A 17,480-nucleotide genomic window follows, 5' to 3' on the forward strand; every position below is an offset into this window, starting at 1 on the left:
ATCTATCACTCTCCATTTAAAACCCTTAAAACGACTAATAAAATCAGTCACCTTAAGGGTAAGTTTTACTTCAACAAATTATATTGCTTATTTCATCATGGTGTAGCAGGTGTTGTTGGTGTTGTAGCACCACCAAACGTTTCCATTGAATCATTTGCATCTTTCACAATGTTTTGTGTGTTATCTTTCATTTCAACTGCATCTGTCTGAATTCCATTCTCATCAAAGATTGTAGAATTCGTGATCCCTACCGCAAAAAGTAGAACCATAAGTAAAATTAATAATTTTTCCATTCCTTGAAACCTCCAACTTAAAATTTTATTTATATTAATCTCGGGACTTTTTTATTGTCCAAGATTATTAACAACACTCATCACATCTTTGTACCACAAGAAAAATACTGTTACTTCATTCATGATGACTACTACTGTTCCAAAAAGAGCTAAGGAAAAGATGACAATTTTTCTCCGATATAAATACTCTTTATAGTTGTTGTACATACTGTTAGCAAACTCAACTCTTTTTTGTTCAAGAATCTCACCAGCTTGTCTTACTCCTGTTGATTCTATTTCTTGCATTACAATACTTAAGCTGTTAGCTTCAGGGGTATTTATTTCATCCTTGAATAAAGTCCATGCTTCTTCAAACCTCTTTTTCTCTAAAAGAGGAAGCATCTTCTCTAAAGCTGGTCGAATATATTTGTAATACGGTAAAAGCCCCATAATAATATGGTAACTGTTACCCACTTTATCGCCTTTAGAGCGGAACTCCGCTTTCATTTCGTTATAGAATTGATAGATTTCATTATTCTTTTCTCTGTTATAACGTTTTTGTACCATTTTTACTAAGTAGTAGAATGGTGAAGGCTTTTTAGGTATCATAAGCACTGGAATACTTCCTAAAACAACCAAGTTTGTCATTGACATAAGACTGGTATTAAACAACATTTCAAACAGAACAGTTATAATTAAAATGCCAAGAAAAAGAAAACGTACTGTATTAAAACGTTCACTAGTAATAAAAGCTGGCAAGCCATTACTTCTGAAATAGTCATCATACTCTTTCTTGTGCATTCTATTTCGTACTTTATCTTGATATCGATAGAGACTCTGAACTCTAAATCTACGTTTACGCCTCTCGTCATACCCACTCTTAGCAATAAAGGAGTAACTCAATAAAAGGAGCAAGCCTATCGTAATAAAGTAGATCATCTCAATATTTAGATGTAATATGAATTCCTCCACTATGTTCACTCCCTTATTGTTTCTTTGGCTTCTTCACAAGAATGGCTAAACCGAGACCAACTATCCCAAAAATAATCGAGATAACGAATGATTGAATTCCCTGTGGAGTCCCAAATTGATATTTCAGAGAGTTTCCACCAGGTATGAGAAAAGCTTCATTTAGATATAGGAATAAAAAAGTTAATGGTAGCGGTGCATACCCCAAAATTGCAGCTTCTCTAGCTTCTGATTCTGCGTCCCTAAGCACCTTATTTTGTTCAGTCATATCTACAATTAAATCCTGTAAAAGAGTTTCAACAATCAATCCATCTTTACAAGCCTTTAAGATTGTCGTTGAAATATTCTTGCCTCGTAAACTACCTAATTGAAAGGCAAATGTTTCACTTGCTAGTATTTTAATTTCATCACGATCATGCATTCTGGCGAACAGCTTTGAATACACCGCTTTTGTCTTACCTTCTAATGAATCTGATACGTCCTTAAGAGCATATAACATATTATGTTGGTTTCTCTGATAGGACTGTAATAAGGTAATGACCGAATCAATCACTTCGTTTTGTAACAGCCCTTGTACTTGTTTGTGTTTCATATAAAAGAACGTAATTGGGAAAACATACACAAATGTTAATGATGTAATCAGCCCATACCAAATCGACTGCATAAAGAATGACCCAAATATCAGCAATCCTAGAAAGATTAATAGCTGCACAATGACGAACTTTGCAAAGTACTCATAACGATAGCTTTTCAATGATGCAGATAATAAATGGTTATATCTCCGCAAGAAATCATACTTCATCCATTGACTTGAATAAGATTGGTATTTTAGGTCCCTCATAACTCTAAAGCGCTCTCTTGTTTTCTTTGGACTGAAGCCTAGAGACATGATGATGAGGATCAGACCTATTCCACCAATAATGTAGTTACTGTAGCGGATAAGATATTCAAGATATGCACTCACGATAATACCTCTACTTTCTTACCACTTGATTCAATTGTGTTTTCTTTCTCCATTGGCCATCTTTCTTCAAGTTCAGCCAGCACAGTCTTAAATGTTTCAAACTCTGCCCTATGATACTTCGAGGCAATCCTTTCGAATCGATCAGGTATTTCAGTCGAGAATACCCAAGAGTCCTCTTCATGCTTATAATCCATGATTTTATACATTAATAGTTCTCCTGTATTACTGTTAAAGTCATACAATTGAATACTAGAAGCCTTCTTGTTTAATACACTCTCTCCAATATCATCAAATTGTAAGAACTCATCCATTGATAAGGAATAATGTAAGTTACGAGCAAACGTGTTGTACACAGATGCTTGAGTAGAATTATTGTCAAAGTACTGGAGATATAGAGACGTCAAAATATCTGGGATGTCGATTGGATCTAAGTCATGAAGAGTTCCAATAACTTGTTTTATTCCTTGTACTCCAGATCTTTTGTATAACCCTACTTCGTGTTCCCGAATTTCTCCTAATATTACACGAACAATATCATGACGAAGGACGCTTGCTCCAATGCTGTCCTCAAAGTCCTTACCTCGACCGATTACATGAGTGACATTTGCATCTGGAAATATTTCTTCTACATCAAACTCCGGATGTGATTCTGCGAATATCGTATTAACTGGTTCAGGAATTATTTTTCCATTTCTTTTTTCGCAGAACATTTCATTCATAAATGCTTGTAGCATTGTACTTTTACCAGACCCCGGAGGACCCGCTATGATTGCATTCACTCTTATTTTCGATAAACTTTTTAAGAGCGGAATTGCTTCAAATGGAAATGTTCTATAGATTGCTAAGTTCTCAAATGAATAATCCTTAATTGTTTTACGACGTAACGTAATAACAGGATCTTTATATGTTCTATTCGGAATCATGATAGATACACGTATACCATCGATTGTTGATGTTTCAAGCTCGGGCTTAGAATAGCTATTGAGATTTGTGTTTGCGTGCATATTTGCAAATCTATCACATAATTCAAGGACCTTTTCTACTGAAGAAAAACGAAACGGCAGCAGCTCATAACCCCATGAACGTTTAAATTTAATCTTTGTTCCTAATACCTGTGCCCCTTCACATTCCAATTCGTTTTTGAATGCTGACAATGGACCCCAGCCAAACTCTTCTTCAAATATTCCATCAAGTAAAGACGGGTAATACTCAGGAAAACGACATTCCCTTAATCCGTTATTAGAAATAAAAGAGTCTATATGTTTTTTTATGAGGTTGACTGCATCCGTTCTCCCTCTCATAGCTTCATGATAGATCATGACATAATCCTCTTCTGTTTCATTTCTTGATTTCATATCAACTTTGCGATCATATACCTCATACAAGTATTCTTTTGCTTTTCTACAAACATCATAAAACTCATCACTTCTATTAAACGAAACTTGGTTATTGTCATCTTTTGTGAATTGTTTTACGTCTAATGCTCTTCTTCGGGCTAATGGTACAAACTCAACTTCACTCACGCCCTAGCACGTCCTTTCTTTAAACGACCAAAGAACGATTTAGATTTGTCTTCTTTAAAATTCATCACATCATTTGCTACCGATTTAGCTAAACCTTCAATCACTTTAAAATATGCTTTATAACCAGCTCTTGATAGAATCCCTTCTTCATACTCAGCATCCGCTGCTTCAGGAAAGTACGGTATTTGAGCTAGTAGATTAGTATTATGAGTTTGTTCTAACTGCTTTGGTGTAATAATTGCATTTGAAGCATATTTGTTCACTACCATATAAGAATTTTTAGGATGGAAACTAAATCTACTTAAAAATTGCTTTTTCCAACGGTTATATTCATTAATTGATAGATTTTCTTGAGTAGCTACTAAGATATGAGTATTTGATCTTTCCAAGGCTGTAATTGCAAGAAAACTATCATAAAAGCTACCAACATCGAGTACCACAACATCAAAATACGATTTTGCTACATCAATTAAATGCTCAATTGGTTCCTTCTCAAATTGAGGGCTCTTATAAAAATCTGCATTGCCAACCAAGTAATGTAATTTACCGATTTCAAGCATATATTTCTTTAGATCGTCACCGTTTTTAATAACGCCACCTTCTAATAAGTCATATACTTGATCCAAAGAATATTTAGTCTTATAAGGACGGAGTTCACCTGGATTATAAGGATTCAACCCTAGTACAGCTACTTTATAATTCAATTCAGCTAACGTATTTCCAATGGAAAGAGCAATTTGTGTTGTACCCACCTGACGATGTGTCCCGTGTATAGCAACTACATTTTGAAACTCTGTCGCTTCCTCTAACCCGAACCATTCCACTTGTAATATTCGAAGAATTTCTTTTTCGCCAATTTGCTTTGATAAACTATGAACATCATGAGTGATACACGACTTATTGAAAAACTCATCATATTCATCATATATAATTAAAATTTTAAGCAGGGGAAACTTCTCACGAAGTAATAAAACATCATGAGCGGACATATCCCCTCTTTCTAGTAATAAAGCTTCAACTCGACGCTCTTTCCCTAAATCATCTAATGACTGTATTTCTAGAGCAGGATCATCAAACTGACTAGTTAAAAGAGCAATTCGTTTTAACAATTCACTAGGTTGGTAGATTGCAACTTTCATAAAATCCTCCTTAATAACTCAATACAAACTGATAACCTTCTTTAGTTAATTTTTCTAGTACCTTAAAGTCTTCTAAAGTTAAACTAAGCTCAATCTGTGCCGCATTCTGATTTCCATTTAATCGATCATTTTGTGAAGTTAGCCCTGACACTTCTTGGTTTCTGCTACCCTTCACATAAGCTACTGGAACATTCTCTAACACATATTCATTTTTAACATTTTGTTGTAATACCGCTCCTGTATCTTGACCAGTACCTACATAAACGGCTGAAATATTAATTAGATCATATCTACGAATAGTTCCTTGTAATTTAACTAGCCAATTGTTCGGTATTGGGAAAAATTCATGATCCTTAGTAGGTTTTAATAACGATTGGTCTAGATAATCTCTATCTATAAATGCACTTGGTTGAATTGTTTGAACAGCAGTTTTTCCAACTACATCACTTATATGTCTGTACATATCATCCGTTATTAATTCGCGGGGATATTCCGCTAAAATAACATTCTCTTCTGAAAGTATCGTATCTTTTTCAATCTTTGTATTAGCCATTACTACTGTAACTGTATTTATTTTTCCTAGAACACCCGTTTCAGATACAACAATTGCTGCTATAAACAATATGAAGAAGAAAATACCAAGGAAGAGATTTTTATTAATTCTCTTTTTCATTCTTTATCCTCCGGTTAATCATTTAGCACTTCTAAAATACAAGATGACTCCTATTCTTTAAAAGTTGTTTGTTAACTGTCTGCAACGCACATTGAAGAACTTTTTATTGGACCTATAAAAGGATGAAAATCACTGTTTGCATAATTGATAATGTCCTCCAATTACTTACTCACATGAAATCCATATCAAATATCTGTATTTCTGATTGATTACCTTCAAGCGGTCTCGCTAATCTCCATCCAGTTCTCAGATCTTCTAAATACTCATCTACTAAAAACAGTTGCATAAATTCTTGCTCAAAATTACTGTAAGAGGAAACTAATGAATCAATTCCTTCCTCGCTTGCTATACTCCAAACAAGAATACTCTGAGTTGAATCATCATAGACAGTTGGTAACTTTTCATGTTTAGCAAAATACGATTTATACTGTGATAGTTTTCGTTTTAAAAATCGTAGCGGCTTACTTTTTTGTTGTAACCGTTCCACAATGAACTCCATTTTCCCTAGCGGTGTATCAATTTGAAAGACCGCATGAGGAGGTTCAAATTCTGGTGCTATAAAAGGGTAAAATTCAAATCGTTCTTTCTTTAGTAATCCTTTTTCCAAAAGCTTGATTCGGATCTCGTTAATAGCAGGATAATGTAACTGCTCACCTATAGAACTAGCGAAATGAAGCGGATTAGGAAGGTTTTGCAAACCCATTGCATAACCAAGAAAATTCTTAGCAGCTACTCCAATTGTCCAAACATACTCTCTTTCATTCGACTCGTTCTCAAGCTTCCATCCTTCTAACCAACCGTTTTGTTGCAGCACACGTAACCGAGTACCTAGTTTATGACCTTTATCAACTACATTCCGGTATAAGTAGCGGATCTGCTTTTCAGTAAGAACCTTAGCATTTGCTAATGTAACAGCTATATCTATATCCAATTCAGATATTTGTCCAGTTTCTATTCGTTGCTGAATAATATCTAACTGAATATCTGGCCTTCGAGACCAACGAAACATGGTGATTTTTAGAGAAGGATCGTCAAGTAAAGGGATACTCCCTTCTTTTGTTCTCCAAACATTCATAAGGACTAGAATGCGCCAAAGCTGCGTTTATTTAATAAGTTCGCAAAATTAGCTTCTACTTGATTGATAAGAATTTTTCCTCGTTTGCCTTTCTTATCTAAAAAACGAATTTCCCCTTTTGCTTGAACACCAGGAGGTAAGTAATCGTTATAACGATCTCTTAACCTTCTATTTAGATTACCAATTAGATTTATACCACTAGCAGTTTCACAGTAATATGAATTGTATCCAGGGGCTTGACCAGTTATTTTAAAGCCAATATAATCACCAACTTTATAATGATCTTCTATACTTTCCCAAATAGCTTCTTTCTCGTTTTTAATTAAAGCTTTACGGCTTAACCTAATACGATACGGTAGATTCTGCTCTCCTTCGTTTTCTAAGCGGGAAATCGTTAATACCTCAACTTCCAATACTGTTCCAACAGGTACAGTTTCTCTAAGATTAGTAGAGCGACGAATATCCCATTCTTCCGGTGGAATAATACATGGATAACCTTGAACCTCTAAGTAAACAACATTTTTATCACTCACACCTGTTACTGTCCCTTGTACTCGATCACCTATTTTTACACTTTCAGTAAATTCTTGTGCTACTCGTTTTAATGCAGCAATACGACTTACACTTACTACTTCATCTGTTACTTCCATAACAATAAAAGGTACTCTCGTTTGAATAAATCCATTTAGATTGGCTATATCACGTTCAATGAAATCTTCCCTTTTACAATAGACCTTCTCTCCTTGATAAAGGATAACGATTAGCTCGTCCTCTTTTCCCCCAACCGATACCTTTCTGATCGATTCCACTTCTCCGTATTGAACCCATTTACGTTCTCTCGATTCCTTCAACATTTCCAGTAATATCTTGTTCATACTTCAACCTCCTGATGGAAATAAAAAAAGACGCACAATCCCCCTGTTTTAATAAAACAAGGGAACTATGCGTCTTCCGCCTATAATTCCTATATTTGATTCACATAATTTATTTAACTTACTGTAAGAATAGACCATAAATCCCATTTGTGCAACTACTAATTTCCATTCTTTTTACTCATAATCTTTTTAAGTAATTCCATGCTTTCATTACCTAATTCAACACTCTTTAGCTCTTGTGTAGCATGTTCATACTTTTCGTCCTGCACAACAGTAACTTGTTCTAATGGAGATGAAGTCTTCTGTTCTTTCATCATAGCAGTGAACGACGCTGGAGCTGCTTTCTTAGAGACAGCTACACTTCCTTCATCATTTTGCCTTGTTTTTTGCCCAAATGCATGACTAAAACTGACAGTATGCCTTTTTAAGTCAGCGGAAGGAGTTTGATGTTCCCTTTTTTCTTGGAGATATTCAAGATCCTCTTTAGGTACATCATCAAAGATTGAATTATCTTTCTGTTCTTGATCATTTAAAGAAACAGGCTTACTGTTAATTTTACCTACACTATAATTTACTTTTTCCTCTTGTTGTGATTCCTCTTTTACATCTTCTACTTCATAATTTTCCTCAGTAATTTCTTGACCTTTATGTTGGGAATGTTTAAAACGGTTATGCTCTTCTTTAACAACCTTTTGCTCTTTATCAAAAGATAATAGTTCCTTTTTTAATACACTGGCCGAATCTTCTTGTTCATCATCTTCTGGAATAACTAATGCTTCAGAAACATTCACTTCTTTCTTCCAATAGTCCATGAAGAAGTTTACCGCTTCTGAATCAAGAGACTTCTTCCACTTATCCGCTTCTGACGTATCTACAAAATCACCTTCCGCTCGTATAGCTCGTTTACTAGATTTCTCTTGTACCATACGTATATAAGAATAGCGGAACTCTTGGAACATAATATCATCTACAGAAGCAAGGTCTTTTTCTGTTCTTACTGTACTCTCTGAATATCCAAAACTAGGATTATCCATATTGTCAGGAGTGTAGCTCTCTCTCACCTGTATTTCTTCAACTACTGTTTTTCCTAGATACACGCTTAACAGTTCAGCATCATATTTCGAAACACCACCATAAACTATAGTGTTACGTATTGTCCCTAACATACTTTCTGTAAATTCCTTACCAAATTTAACACCAAACTGTGTAAGAGATTGACAAGCTACTAGAGGAGCAAACTTATACTTCCTAGCCTTACCAGTTAATTTTAAGAACTTCTCATTCATATAATCATAGAATTCATCAGCATAGAACGATACGATTGGTCTTGTGTTCTCTGTACCGCTTCTTCTAAAAATGGCATTCTGAACGCATAGTAAAACCAGCTTCCCAAACGTATCACTAAGATCTTGTAAATTTCCATCATCGGTATTAACAAGTAAGATGCCTCCTTTACTCATTAATCGATCAAGGTCAACTTCATTCTTAGCAAGCAAAATTCTCGCAAGATAAGGGTTCTTGGTAATATCAGACAACAGATTTCGAGTTTGCCTTGTAAACTCAAATTGCAAATCTTCTACTACTACCTTCCCTTCATGCTCATGTCCCCTTGGGTACTTTTCAACCGTACCATCACGATCTTTTTGTACTCGTAGCCCTTCATTTTTAAACCATTTAACAATCTTTTTTACTATCATCCAATGAATGACATCATCTTGCTTCATTTCTTTTACTACATTTTCAGGAGGTATCGTCTTTTCAATGGATTCAACCATATCCATAACCATTCTTGGATCTTGATACATATCATCAAGCATTGGAATTGTAGCCTCATTGCCTTTGTAAAACTTTAGAAGGTAAACATAATGTTTCAAAACAGCTCGTGCCGCTTGACGGAAAAACTCATTATTCGTCTGAGCTATCGCTTCTAGCACACTTGTTATGGTTTCAACTACCTGAGCGGTTGGACCGATCATCGCATTGAATCCTGGAGTATCAGGGTTGCTTGGATCTAGATAGGTGATAAACTCTCTTGGAATATTATGTTCTAAAGCTAATTCATAAGCATCATCACAAAGGTCTTTGGCTGGTTCAATAATGACTGTACCAATCAAATGATTACCCATATTCCTTTCAAACTCTTTTGAACCTATCCCGTATTTCTTTGCAAGTTTAGGAAACTCATTTATCATCCGCTGCATATGACCTAAATCCTGCCTGTATGCTGTTTTAATTTTGATAGATGTTTTACCAGAACCAGGAGGACCTATTAGTAAGGTTCCCGTTTGGCGGGATTCACCTTCTAAAATAACTGGTGCATTCGTTTCAGCATTTCTAGCTAGTTGTATGTCAGGAAGTCGATTAACTTTATCCTCTCCAAAACGACCAATCCATCCTCTTTCAAACCTATAAGTACGAAACCATTCTTGCAAATTCGCATCTTCTTTGTAATTGCCATACAAGTAACTAGCATATAGACCAACAATAACTATTGGTGTGACCATCAATAGATACCCAATAAATTCAAGAGCACCTCTATGCAAATAAGCAGCATGTGCTGGATCAATCGTTTCATGTATCTGAACTAACTCGTCATATCCAATAAATTTAATTTCACGAATAATATAAAACAAGATAACAACAGCCAATGTACCCCAAGACAAACAAAAGCTAAATGTCCTTCTCGGTACTGATTTACTGAACCTCTTTACCCTTGTTGCTAATATCCAGTTTATAAATGCTAATAACGCCACTACACCAACTACCCAAAGTGGAGCGGTTTGCGGAGTCATATAAAATGAAATGTACAAAGGATACCCTAATCCTAACGGGAAGTTTTCAATTGCGATTCCTTTGTCCCAATGAAGATTCAAACTAAATACCACTATCAACATTGATAAAAACGAATAGAGGAACACGAATAACGTAACATGTAAGAGAACCGAAACGACATCAGGCGTCTTAGGACTTTCTTTTATTTGACGTAGCAGGGGCTTTAACTTATTCATAGCAATACCTCCCGCCACTGTACTTTATTATGTTTCCTTTCCTCTCTATGAACTTTCCCCCAATAACCTAATTCACTTAGTTCACTATAAGAAGCATAGTGCAAATATTTACTAACAAAGGTAATATCCCGCTTGAAGGATTCGTTATCAGGATACAGAAGTATAAGTTTTATTTGCTGAAATATAGATAGTCCACCCTCTTTAATCCATTTCTCAATAGTTCTAACCTTACCTATAGGATTTACCCAATTCGTCATGCCATTAAAGATTATCTGTATTTCATCTTCCTCCCCTTCAATCAACACTATATGATCCGGCTTTAAAGGGAGCCTTAACTTTTCAACCACCTCATCGATAACTTCTAAATAAGCAGCCTTCTTATTTACCGCCCTATAGTTTTCAACTAGGCTTCTTATTGAATTTCTGTCTGTCATCGGTTCATTCAACAATACATTTCCTTCCCGCTCTACAAACAGAGACACAGCTTGGGCAGTAGATTCCTTTTCACCTTGAAAGATGTGGATTTTCTCGTCAATTAGTTCACTTTCAAAAGAATAAATCATAGTCTCTCTTATATTACGGTGACGTGTTGTGCCATTGACCTGTTTTGGATAGAACATAACTAACGACTTGCTGATCATTTCCTCTCCTTCTTTTTTGTAGGCTTCCCATTTGTCTACCAATTCGGTGCGAGACATGGTTCCTCTGTCACACTCGACACTCACCATAGGTTTCAAGAATTGCTCATCAAAAGTAGTCCTTCTAAAAAAATAAGGGTAAAGGAGCGGATTAGATGTGGGATTTATTTTTTTCTCTTCCTCCCATTCCTCTGTTTTTTCAAAGATCATCCAATCTGGTCTATAAGAAATTTTTTCATCATCATCGAAAATTGGATACCTTCTCCACTCGCAATGGAAGCTTTCAGGTTGTCTAGAAAGGTACAGACTTAACCAATCTTGCACTTCATAAAAATGTTCATGTTGCCCTCTGACTTTTAAATCATCTAGCGTGTAATGTTCTTTATAGTCATCAAGCTGCGGCACATATTCTTTCACTTTGAGTATGTCTTCAATCAAGATCCTTAGCCCATACAAAGACAGTGAATAAACTAAAACAGGAACACTTTTTATTCCAGCTCTTGAATTAACAGAAAGCACCTTTCGATCAGCTAAAGTCCGTAATCTGTTTCTCAACGAATTGATATGAAGATTGAATTTTCCGATTTGGTATAACTGATCGGCTGTTAGTGCCCTGTGCTGATAGAGTGACAAGAGAATAACATAATCAATCTCCTTGTTAGAATGAATCATACTTCGTACTCTTTCGGCGTCATAAGATCTATTTCTACTTGGGCTCTTACTTACCTGAACCCGTTCATCACCCAGTCGCATATAACTTCCTCCCTAATAAAAAAGACGCAACGAAGAATCCTCGAAACTATACGAGAACAAATCATTGCGTCTTCCGCCTATATTATTTAGCTATACGCTATACGTTAAACGATATAAATATATGATGTCAATAGACTCCTCGCTAAGCAATACGACGTACTACGAAATGCTACGAAAAATTTCGTCAAGAGTAGTAGACTACAATGAGTTCAACAAAGTTTGGATATTAAGAGCCAACGAAATGCTCTAAGCGGGGTTACATAGTTACCTCCGGTTTCCGCTAAATAAAATCTATTCAATACGAAATGATACCAACAAATGCGAAAAAGCACTCAAAACTCTTGTTAATTAAGAATTTTACATTATGAAAATTACAATTATGCAGGTTATGAAATTTAATATGAAATTAATTACAGCTTATGAATGGGCTAATACTTATAGTTAGTAAGCTGATTCATATAAGTAATTCATAGCTAGTATTCATTACTTACTTCATAAAGTAACAATTATATGTTTCATATTCTGTTTCATATTCTGTTTTAATTCTGCGAATTCAATTATTCATAGCTTGATTCACAAAAACCGCATTCTAATCATTAAGGATGCGGTATCCAACAACGATTGTTTAAAGACTAGTTCAAAAAGAAACACGTCGAAAGAATGCGAATGTTTTGGTATGTAAAGAATTATTAGTTTATATACAGAAAATTGCTTTGGTGTCCTATAGAAGTGTCTATTATAAGACACTTCTATATCATTAAATTTCATTTTAATAGACAGAAGTACTATTTTATAAAGGTTTTTTATAGTATCTACATACAGACACTATATAATTTTAAAAACGTGATTTTCAGATGAATCTCAATACATTTTTACTAAAAATAAACTAAAAACTAGAGTTTTCCTCTTTTAAATACATCAAATTACGAAAATATAAATAGATAATAAAACAAATAAATAAAATAACCTCTTATTATAGACACCATAAACAAACGTATATATATCAACGGTTAAAAAGCACTGACATTCCTCCTCACTTAAATAGTATCTTATTATACAGTCTTGATACAGACACTACATTAAGGTAATATATAGTAAACTATGAATATACAGGAGGTGACTAGATTGCATGAACCAGGATCAATATAGAAAGCATCAAAATGCAATATTCCCCATTGATTTAATAGAAATGTTTACGGATATTATCGAAAGTGATACCGTGAGCAGAAAAGTCTTCATCCACATAGGTCGTACACTTAAATCTCAGAAAGACTCAGTTGATAGAATTCATGGAGTTACAGTCAATGACATAGTGTCAAACGTACAAGTGGAGAGAAAAGAAAGAGTAACAAAAGGGAAATCTTTTATATATAAACCAGTTACCACAAATATAGATCGGAAAGCAGCAGAGAGAATTGTAGATAAACTCTTAGATATGTCACTACTCTACTATGAAGAGGTAAAACCTTATAAATTTCTCTTCATGACAAGTCGTGGCTGGCAAATTACAGAAGCGATAGTTAAAAGAAATAAATACAAAAAGGGAGTTGAAATAAGCAATGGCTAAAACATTCACAAAAAATACCCCTGCTATAAACATGACGGTAGTAGGATTTGGACAAGCTGGCTCTAGAATAGCTGACGAATTCGCTTCAATAAAAAACGAAAATGGAAACAGTGTATATAACTGCTTAGCTTTAAATAGTAATGATGGTGATTTAAAAGGTCTGAAATACATAACAGAATCAAATCGTGTATCACTAAACTTAGGTGGTCTAGGAAAAAACCCTCAAAAGGCTATCTCCATTTTAGAAGAAAATGAAGACGTGAAAAATCGATTGAAAGGTTTTATTCAAGAGCGTGTAAGACCTACAGATGATCTAGTGTTATTTTTCGCTGGACTTGGTGGCGGTACAGGTACTTCAACAATCGTTAAGGCTTTAGAAGAATTTTATGATTTTAACAATAAACCTTTAATAAAAAAAGAACTGGTTAAACTACAAAGTGAAATTGAACCTAAAGAATTTAAGGAAAACCTCAAAAAATACATGAAGATTGCAGTAAAAAAAGCTGAGGAAAAGTTTATTAAAGTTGGAGTAGTTGTTACTCTCCCCCTTCGAGCTGACGGTCCCGATGCGTTGAGACAAGTTAATGACTTTGCCCAACGGATTTGGAAAATCGGTCAAGATAAAACTAAAGGGATTGCATTTATTAAATTTGCGGATAATCAACACTTTTATGATGAGTTTAAAAAATTACCTGAAAACGAACGTGGAAATGTTGAGAATTATCGTGATTATGCTAACAAACGCTTTAGCGAAGTATTCCACGAATTAAATACAGCGACTACCGGTGGTGGAACTAGCGTAACCTTTGACTCTCAAGATTTCAGAAGAATTATTTTAGAAAACACTGGTTCATTAGTAATCAATAAATTAACTAAACCTATAACTAACATAAATAATGGTCATGATGTTAAAGAAATGTTGTTAGATTCAATGGAAGGAAGCTGTTTTCATCAACCTATAGAATTAACTAACGTACTCGAAAACGGTGATATGGTAGCAGCAAAAGTTCATCATATAGGTTTGTTAGCAGTATTAGATGAAAAAAAATCTTTAGGATCATCATTCATTGATGATGCCCGTGTTGAGATAACAGAAAAGAATACCTTTTCTTTGAGTGGAACTGTTTTCACTGGTTACTTAGAAGAAAAAAATGATCACTCTGCTACAGTGTATACATTCTATAAAACAGACGGTCTCCCTGCCCGTCTTGCTAAAGGATTAGTAAAAGAATACGAAGAATTTCAGGAGCGACAAAAAGCTGTTATTTACCAATCTGCTTCTATCGAATCAATTAATGATGAAGATGACGATGATGATTTCAATATTGACCTTGCTGAATTTGGACTTGAAGAAGTAGCTTCTACCAAAGAAAAAGATCAAAATGAAAACAAGAATAATTATGAAGTAGATATAGATAACCTTAATTTTGATGATTTGGATGATTAATAATATAAAACACCTTTAAACAAAGGGTTCATATGAGAACAATTAAATAAACACAGCACAGCATATAGAGGTGGAGTTATTAAAGACTCCACCTCTACTTATTTTTTAGCTAAAGGTCCAAAATTGTGCAATGACTTATTAGAGAACTTGCAAAACTAATCAATATCTGTATCTGTTTATCAGTGCGAGTTGAATTTTCATCATAGGTTATCAGTTGTTATTGAAATCATCACAATATTTTTTAAAGAGCGCCTCCCTTTCTTAAGTTTAAGAATTTCTGTTTTTTATTACTTTTACTGTGTGATACAAACTTATTCCAATACTTTATACACTACTTCTTTTTTAGGAGCCCCCTATACATTCCCAAACTCACTATTAACACAAAAACTTGGATATACCACAACTCAATCACCTCCAAAACGAGTTACGATTTTTTTCGTACACTTTCGAACGCTATACGAATTTTTTCTTTAATTTTCGTTCATCTAGTTACGTGAAAAGTAGAAGCACCACTCACTACTAAGTTATACGAAATTATACGAAGTTAAACTAAAATAAATTTCGTATCGACATTTAAACTATTTTCATTTTTATTTATCGCAGTATTTGCTATAATAACTAGTATATTCACATATTCCACCTTCGTTTCTTTTCGAATCGAATCGTATCTTATTATTTTAATTAGAAAAGCCACTTAGCAAGACTGAAAGGAGGTTCAAGAACATGTTATATGATGAAAATGATTTAGTCCCAAGATTAGAAGATGAACTAAAATACGATCCTCTTTATACACAAATAAAAGATCGACCAACATTAAAAAAAGAAATGTTTGAAAATAAATTTATCGCTGCACTCCAAGAAGACTTACATCGATGGTATAGTATCGCGGAAGCAGGAGCGATTTTAGACTCCAATAAACGAATAGCTGCTAGCACTTTAAAACATTACATAGATAACCTAGAAGACTATGTACTTCCAGATGAAGCTCCACAATCGAGATATATAAGACTAAACTATCTTTCTATAGTGAAGTTAAAGATGGTTTGGTTACTAAAAGATGAACTAAAAATGACAGGGTTACAATCGGCTGTAGGTATTATTGGAACACCTGTAAACAATAATATGTCAAATAGTTATGCACCATCCTTAGATCAAAATCAAGAGCTCCGCCAATATATGCAAATGACAAATATGCTAATGTCCATTTTTATGGAAAGGGGAGAGGATGGTAGGCCTAGGTTAAAGGAGGACATATCAAACCTTCTGCAAAGTAACCAAAAGCTTTTAGAATCTGGAGATTTCTTAAAAAAGGTAGAAGAGCAGTCTGAAACTATCGAGGAATTAAATAGACAGATTAACGAAGAAAAGAAAAATCGAGAAACCTATCAACAAGAATTAGAAGAGAAATATAAAGATAATTTATTAGTTAAAGATCAACTTATTAGTGAATTAGAGTCAAAATTAGAACAGCAAAACAAAACCATAAAGTCTGAAATTGATGAAACATTAGTAAAGAAACTTGAAGAAAATGATAATAAGTTTAATGATTTTGTAAATAAGAATAGAATTCAGTCTAGGGCAAAGCAAATGGCTGAAGAAGAATGGGATAAACAAGGAGCATTTTCTAAAATTTTTGGAAATAGGTCTGAGTTTGTTAAAAATAAGACCGAGGAATTCTTAATAAAACTCACTAAAGATTTTGATAATTAAATTACCATCCATTTTTTTGTGGAGAAATAATAGGAATAATTGCATATCAATTTAAAGACCAGATCACTTAGCGATTTGGTCTTTTATATTTGTTAATTTAATAATGTTTTTGCTCTCAAAAACATCGTACAATTCATCAGAGCTAAGCATAATAAAGCTTATAAATTGTTTTACTAATATCAGAACAAGTCAATGAATAGTGAAAAACGGTGCCAAACAGTGCGAAACACTGCGAATATTGCGACAGAGATGTAGTTGATATGTTCTTGAAGAACTTTCTCGAAGATGAAATAAATTGATAGTATACGAAACAATAAAAAGAATGAGAAGAAAATTGAGGTTAGAAGTTTTGGTGGAGTGACAGAAACTTGGCAAAATTTCAACGATTAGCTACAAAAGAAGATGACATCGCTGTTTTTCATAATCCTTCTTACTTTTTGTAGTATATTGTTTAACTTTAACCAATCTAGAACTTATATATTTTACATTCTCTTACCTTTGTTCTCTGTATGTTTTATTGTGCGCCTGGCATGTGAGAGGGTGTAATTCCCGAACTGTGAAGGCAGAAGTAGCAGTTAGCTTAACACAAGGTGTCCATGGCAACGTGAGATTTAAAGGAAGTAAGCGACAAATCTACAGTCTGAGGAACACGAACTTCATAAGAGGCTTGTACGGTTGGACGATTTTGCAACACAAAACGAAGTGCTTTTTTCTGAAGGTGGTTTCAATTATATGATGCAGATATATGTATAAATGCTAATTTAATAATGAACAAAGATGATTACATAAAAATGTACAGTTTTGTGATGTACATGCATACTTAGTTTGAGGTGGAGAGAATGCATGTACAGCTAGATTTAACGACAG

13 protein-coding genes are annotated in these 17,480 nt (G+C 34.3%); 3 read left to right on the plus strand and 10 right to left on the minus strand.

Going from position 1 to position 17,480, the window contains the following annotated elements; translation table 11 throughout:
• Positions 1–95: 95 nt before the first annotated feature.
• From ACEWK1_RS24005 to ACEWK1_RS24050, 10 genes are all read right to left on the minus strand, one after another.
• Positions 96–293, minus strand: a complete 198-nt coding sequence (locus ACEWK1_RS24005) for a hypothetical protein (protein ID WP_098797074.1) — start codon at positions 291–293, stop codon at positions 96–98.
• Between the two features lie 51 nt (positions 294–344).
• Positions 345–1,244, minus strand: coding sequence for a hypothetical protein (locus ACEWK1_RS24010; protein WP_098797073.1), 900 nt, complete (start codon positions 1,242–1,244; stop codon positions 345–347).
• 13 nt (positions 1,245–1,257) lie between these two features.
• Positions 1,258–2,205, minus strand: a complete 948-nt coding sequence (locus ACEWK1_RS24015; RefSeq protein WP_098797072.1) for a hypothetical protein — start codon at positions 2,203–2,205, stop codon at positions 1,258–1,260.
• Positions 2,202–3,728, minus strand: a complete 1,527-nt coding sequence (locus ACEWK1_RS24020) for an ATPase, T2SS/T4P/T4SS family (protein WP_098797071.1) — start codon at positions 3,726–3,728, stop codon at positions 2,202–2,204. The genes ACEWK1_RS24015 and ACEWK1_RS24020 overlap by 4 nt, the downstream gene beginning before the upstream one ends.
• A complete protein-coding gene (locus ACEWK1_RS24025; protein ID WP_098797070.1) occupies positions 3,725–4,867 on the minus strand; it encodes an AAA family ATPase in 1,143 nt (380 codons plus the stop codon). The genes ACEWK1_RS24020 and ACEWK1_RS24025 overlap by 4 nt, the downstream gene beginning before the upstream one ends.
• Before the next feature lie 10 nt (positions 4,868–4,877).
• The gene (locus ACEWK1_RS24030; protein WP_098797069.1) at positions 4,878–5,540 is read right to left on the minus strand and encodes an SAF domain-containing protein; all 663 of its coding nucleotides are present in this window, start codon (positions 5,538–5,540) and stop codon (positions 4,878–4,880) included.
• 169 nt (positions 5,541–5,709) lie between these two features.
• A complete protein-coding gene (locus ACEWK1_RS24035; protein ID WP_098797068.1) occupies positions 5,710–6,615 on the minus strand; it encodes a hypothetical protein in 906 nt (301 codons plus the stop codon).
• Positions 6,616–6,620: 5 nt separating this feature from the next.
• Positions 6,621–7,490, minus strand: a complete 870-nt coding sequence (locus ACEWK1_RS24040; RefSeq protein WP_098797067.1) for a hypothetical protein — start codon at positions 7,488–7,490, stop codon at positions 6,621–6,623.
• A gap of 158 nt (positions 7,491–7,648) precedes the next feature.
• Complete coding sequence (locus ACEWK1_RS24045) at positions 7,649–10,498, minus strand: type IV secretory system conjugative DNA transfer family protein (RefSeq protein WP_098797066.1); 2,850 nt, start codon at positions 10,496–10,498, stop codon at positions 7,649–7,651.
• Positions 10,495–11,889, minus strand: a complete 1,395-nt coding sequence (locus tag ACEWK1_RS24050) for a replication-relaxation family protein (protein WP_098797065.1) — start codon at positions 11,887–11,889, stop codon at positions 10,495–10,497. Before ACEWK1_RS24050 ends, ACEWK1_RS24045 begins: the two co-directional genes overlap by 4 nt.
• A gap of 1,129 nt (positions 11,890–13,018) precedes the next feature.
• On the opposite strand from ACEWK1_RS24050, the gene ACEWK1_RS24055 reads away from it, so the two are divergent.
• From ACEWK1_RS24055 to ACEWK1_RS24065, 3 genes are all read left to right on the plus strand, one after another.
• The gene (locus ACEWK1_RS24055) at positions 13,019–13,456 is read left to right on the plus strand and encodes a hypothetical protein (protein WP_098797064.1); all 438 of its coding nucleotides are present in this window, start codon (positions 13,019–13,021) and stop codon (positions 13,454–13,456) included.
• Positions 13,449–14,903 (plus strand): hypothetical protein, encoded by a 1,455-nt coding sequence (locus tag ACEWK1_RS24060; protein WP_098797063.1) that lies wholly within the window; start codon positions 13,449–13,451, stop codon positions 14,901–14,903. Before ACEWK1_RS24055 ends, ACEWK1_RS24060 begins: the two co-directional genes overlap by 8 nt.
• A 723-nt stretch (positions 14,904–15,626) precedes the next feature.
• A complete protein-coding gene (locus ACEWK1_RS24065) occupies positions 15,627–16,613 on the plus strand; it encodes a hypothetical protein (protein ID WP_098797062.1) in 987 nt (328 codons plus the stop codon).
• The last annotated feature ends 867 nt before the right edge of the window (positions 16,614–17,480 follow it).

It is taken from the genome of Metabacillus sp. YM-086, assembly GCF_048059995.1.
Taxonomy (GTDB): Bacteria; Bacillota; Bacilli; order Bacillales; family Bacillaceae; genus Metabacillus; species Metabacillus litoralis_B.

Bases quoted from the DNA above. Each gene is read 5' to 3' on its own strand.
- ACEWK1_RS24065 (WP_098797062.1), top strand. From the start codon at position 15,627: ATGTTATATGATGAAAATGATTTAGTCCCAAGATTAGAAGATGAACTA.
- ACEWK1_RS24005 (WP_098797074.1), bottom strand. From the start codon at position 293: ATGGAAAAATTATTAATTTTACTTATGGTTCTACTTTTTGCGGTAGGG.
- ACEWK1_RS24050 (WP_098797065.1), bottom strand. From the start codon at position 11,889: ATGCGACTGGGTGATGAACGGGTTCAGGTAAGTAAGAGCCCAAGTAGA.
- ACEWK1_RS24030 (WP_098797069.1), bottom strand. From the start codon at position 5,540: ATGAAAAAGAGAATTAATAAAAATCTCTTCCTTGGTATTTTCTTCTTC.
- ACEWK1_RS24035 (WP_098797068.1), bottom strand. From the start codon at position 6,615: ATGAATGTTTGGAGAACAAAAGAAGGGAGTATCCCTTTACTTGACGAT.
- ACEWK1_RS24025 (WP_098797070.1), bottom strand. From the start codon at position 4,867: ATGAAAGTTGCAATCTACCAACCTAGTGAATTGTTAAAACGAATTGCT.
- ACEWK1_RS24040 (WP_098797067.1), bottom strand. From the start codon at position 7,490: ATGAACAAGATATTACTGGAAATGTTGAAGGAATCGAGAGAACGTAAA.
- ACEWK1_RS24055 (WP_098797064.1), top strand. From the start codon at position 13,019: ATGAACCAGGATCAATATAGAAAGCATCAAAATGCAATATTCCCCATT.
- ACEWK1_RS24060 (WP_098797063.1), top strand. From the start codon at position 13,449: ATGGCTAAAACATTCACAAAAAATACCCCTGCTATAAACATGACGGTA.
- ACEWK1_RS24045 (WP_098797066.1), bottom strand. From the start codon at position 10,498: ATGAATAAGTTAAAGCCCCTGCTACGTCAAATAAAAGAAAGTCCTAAG.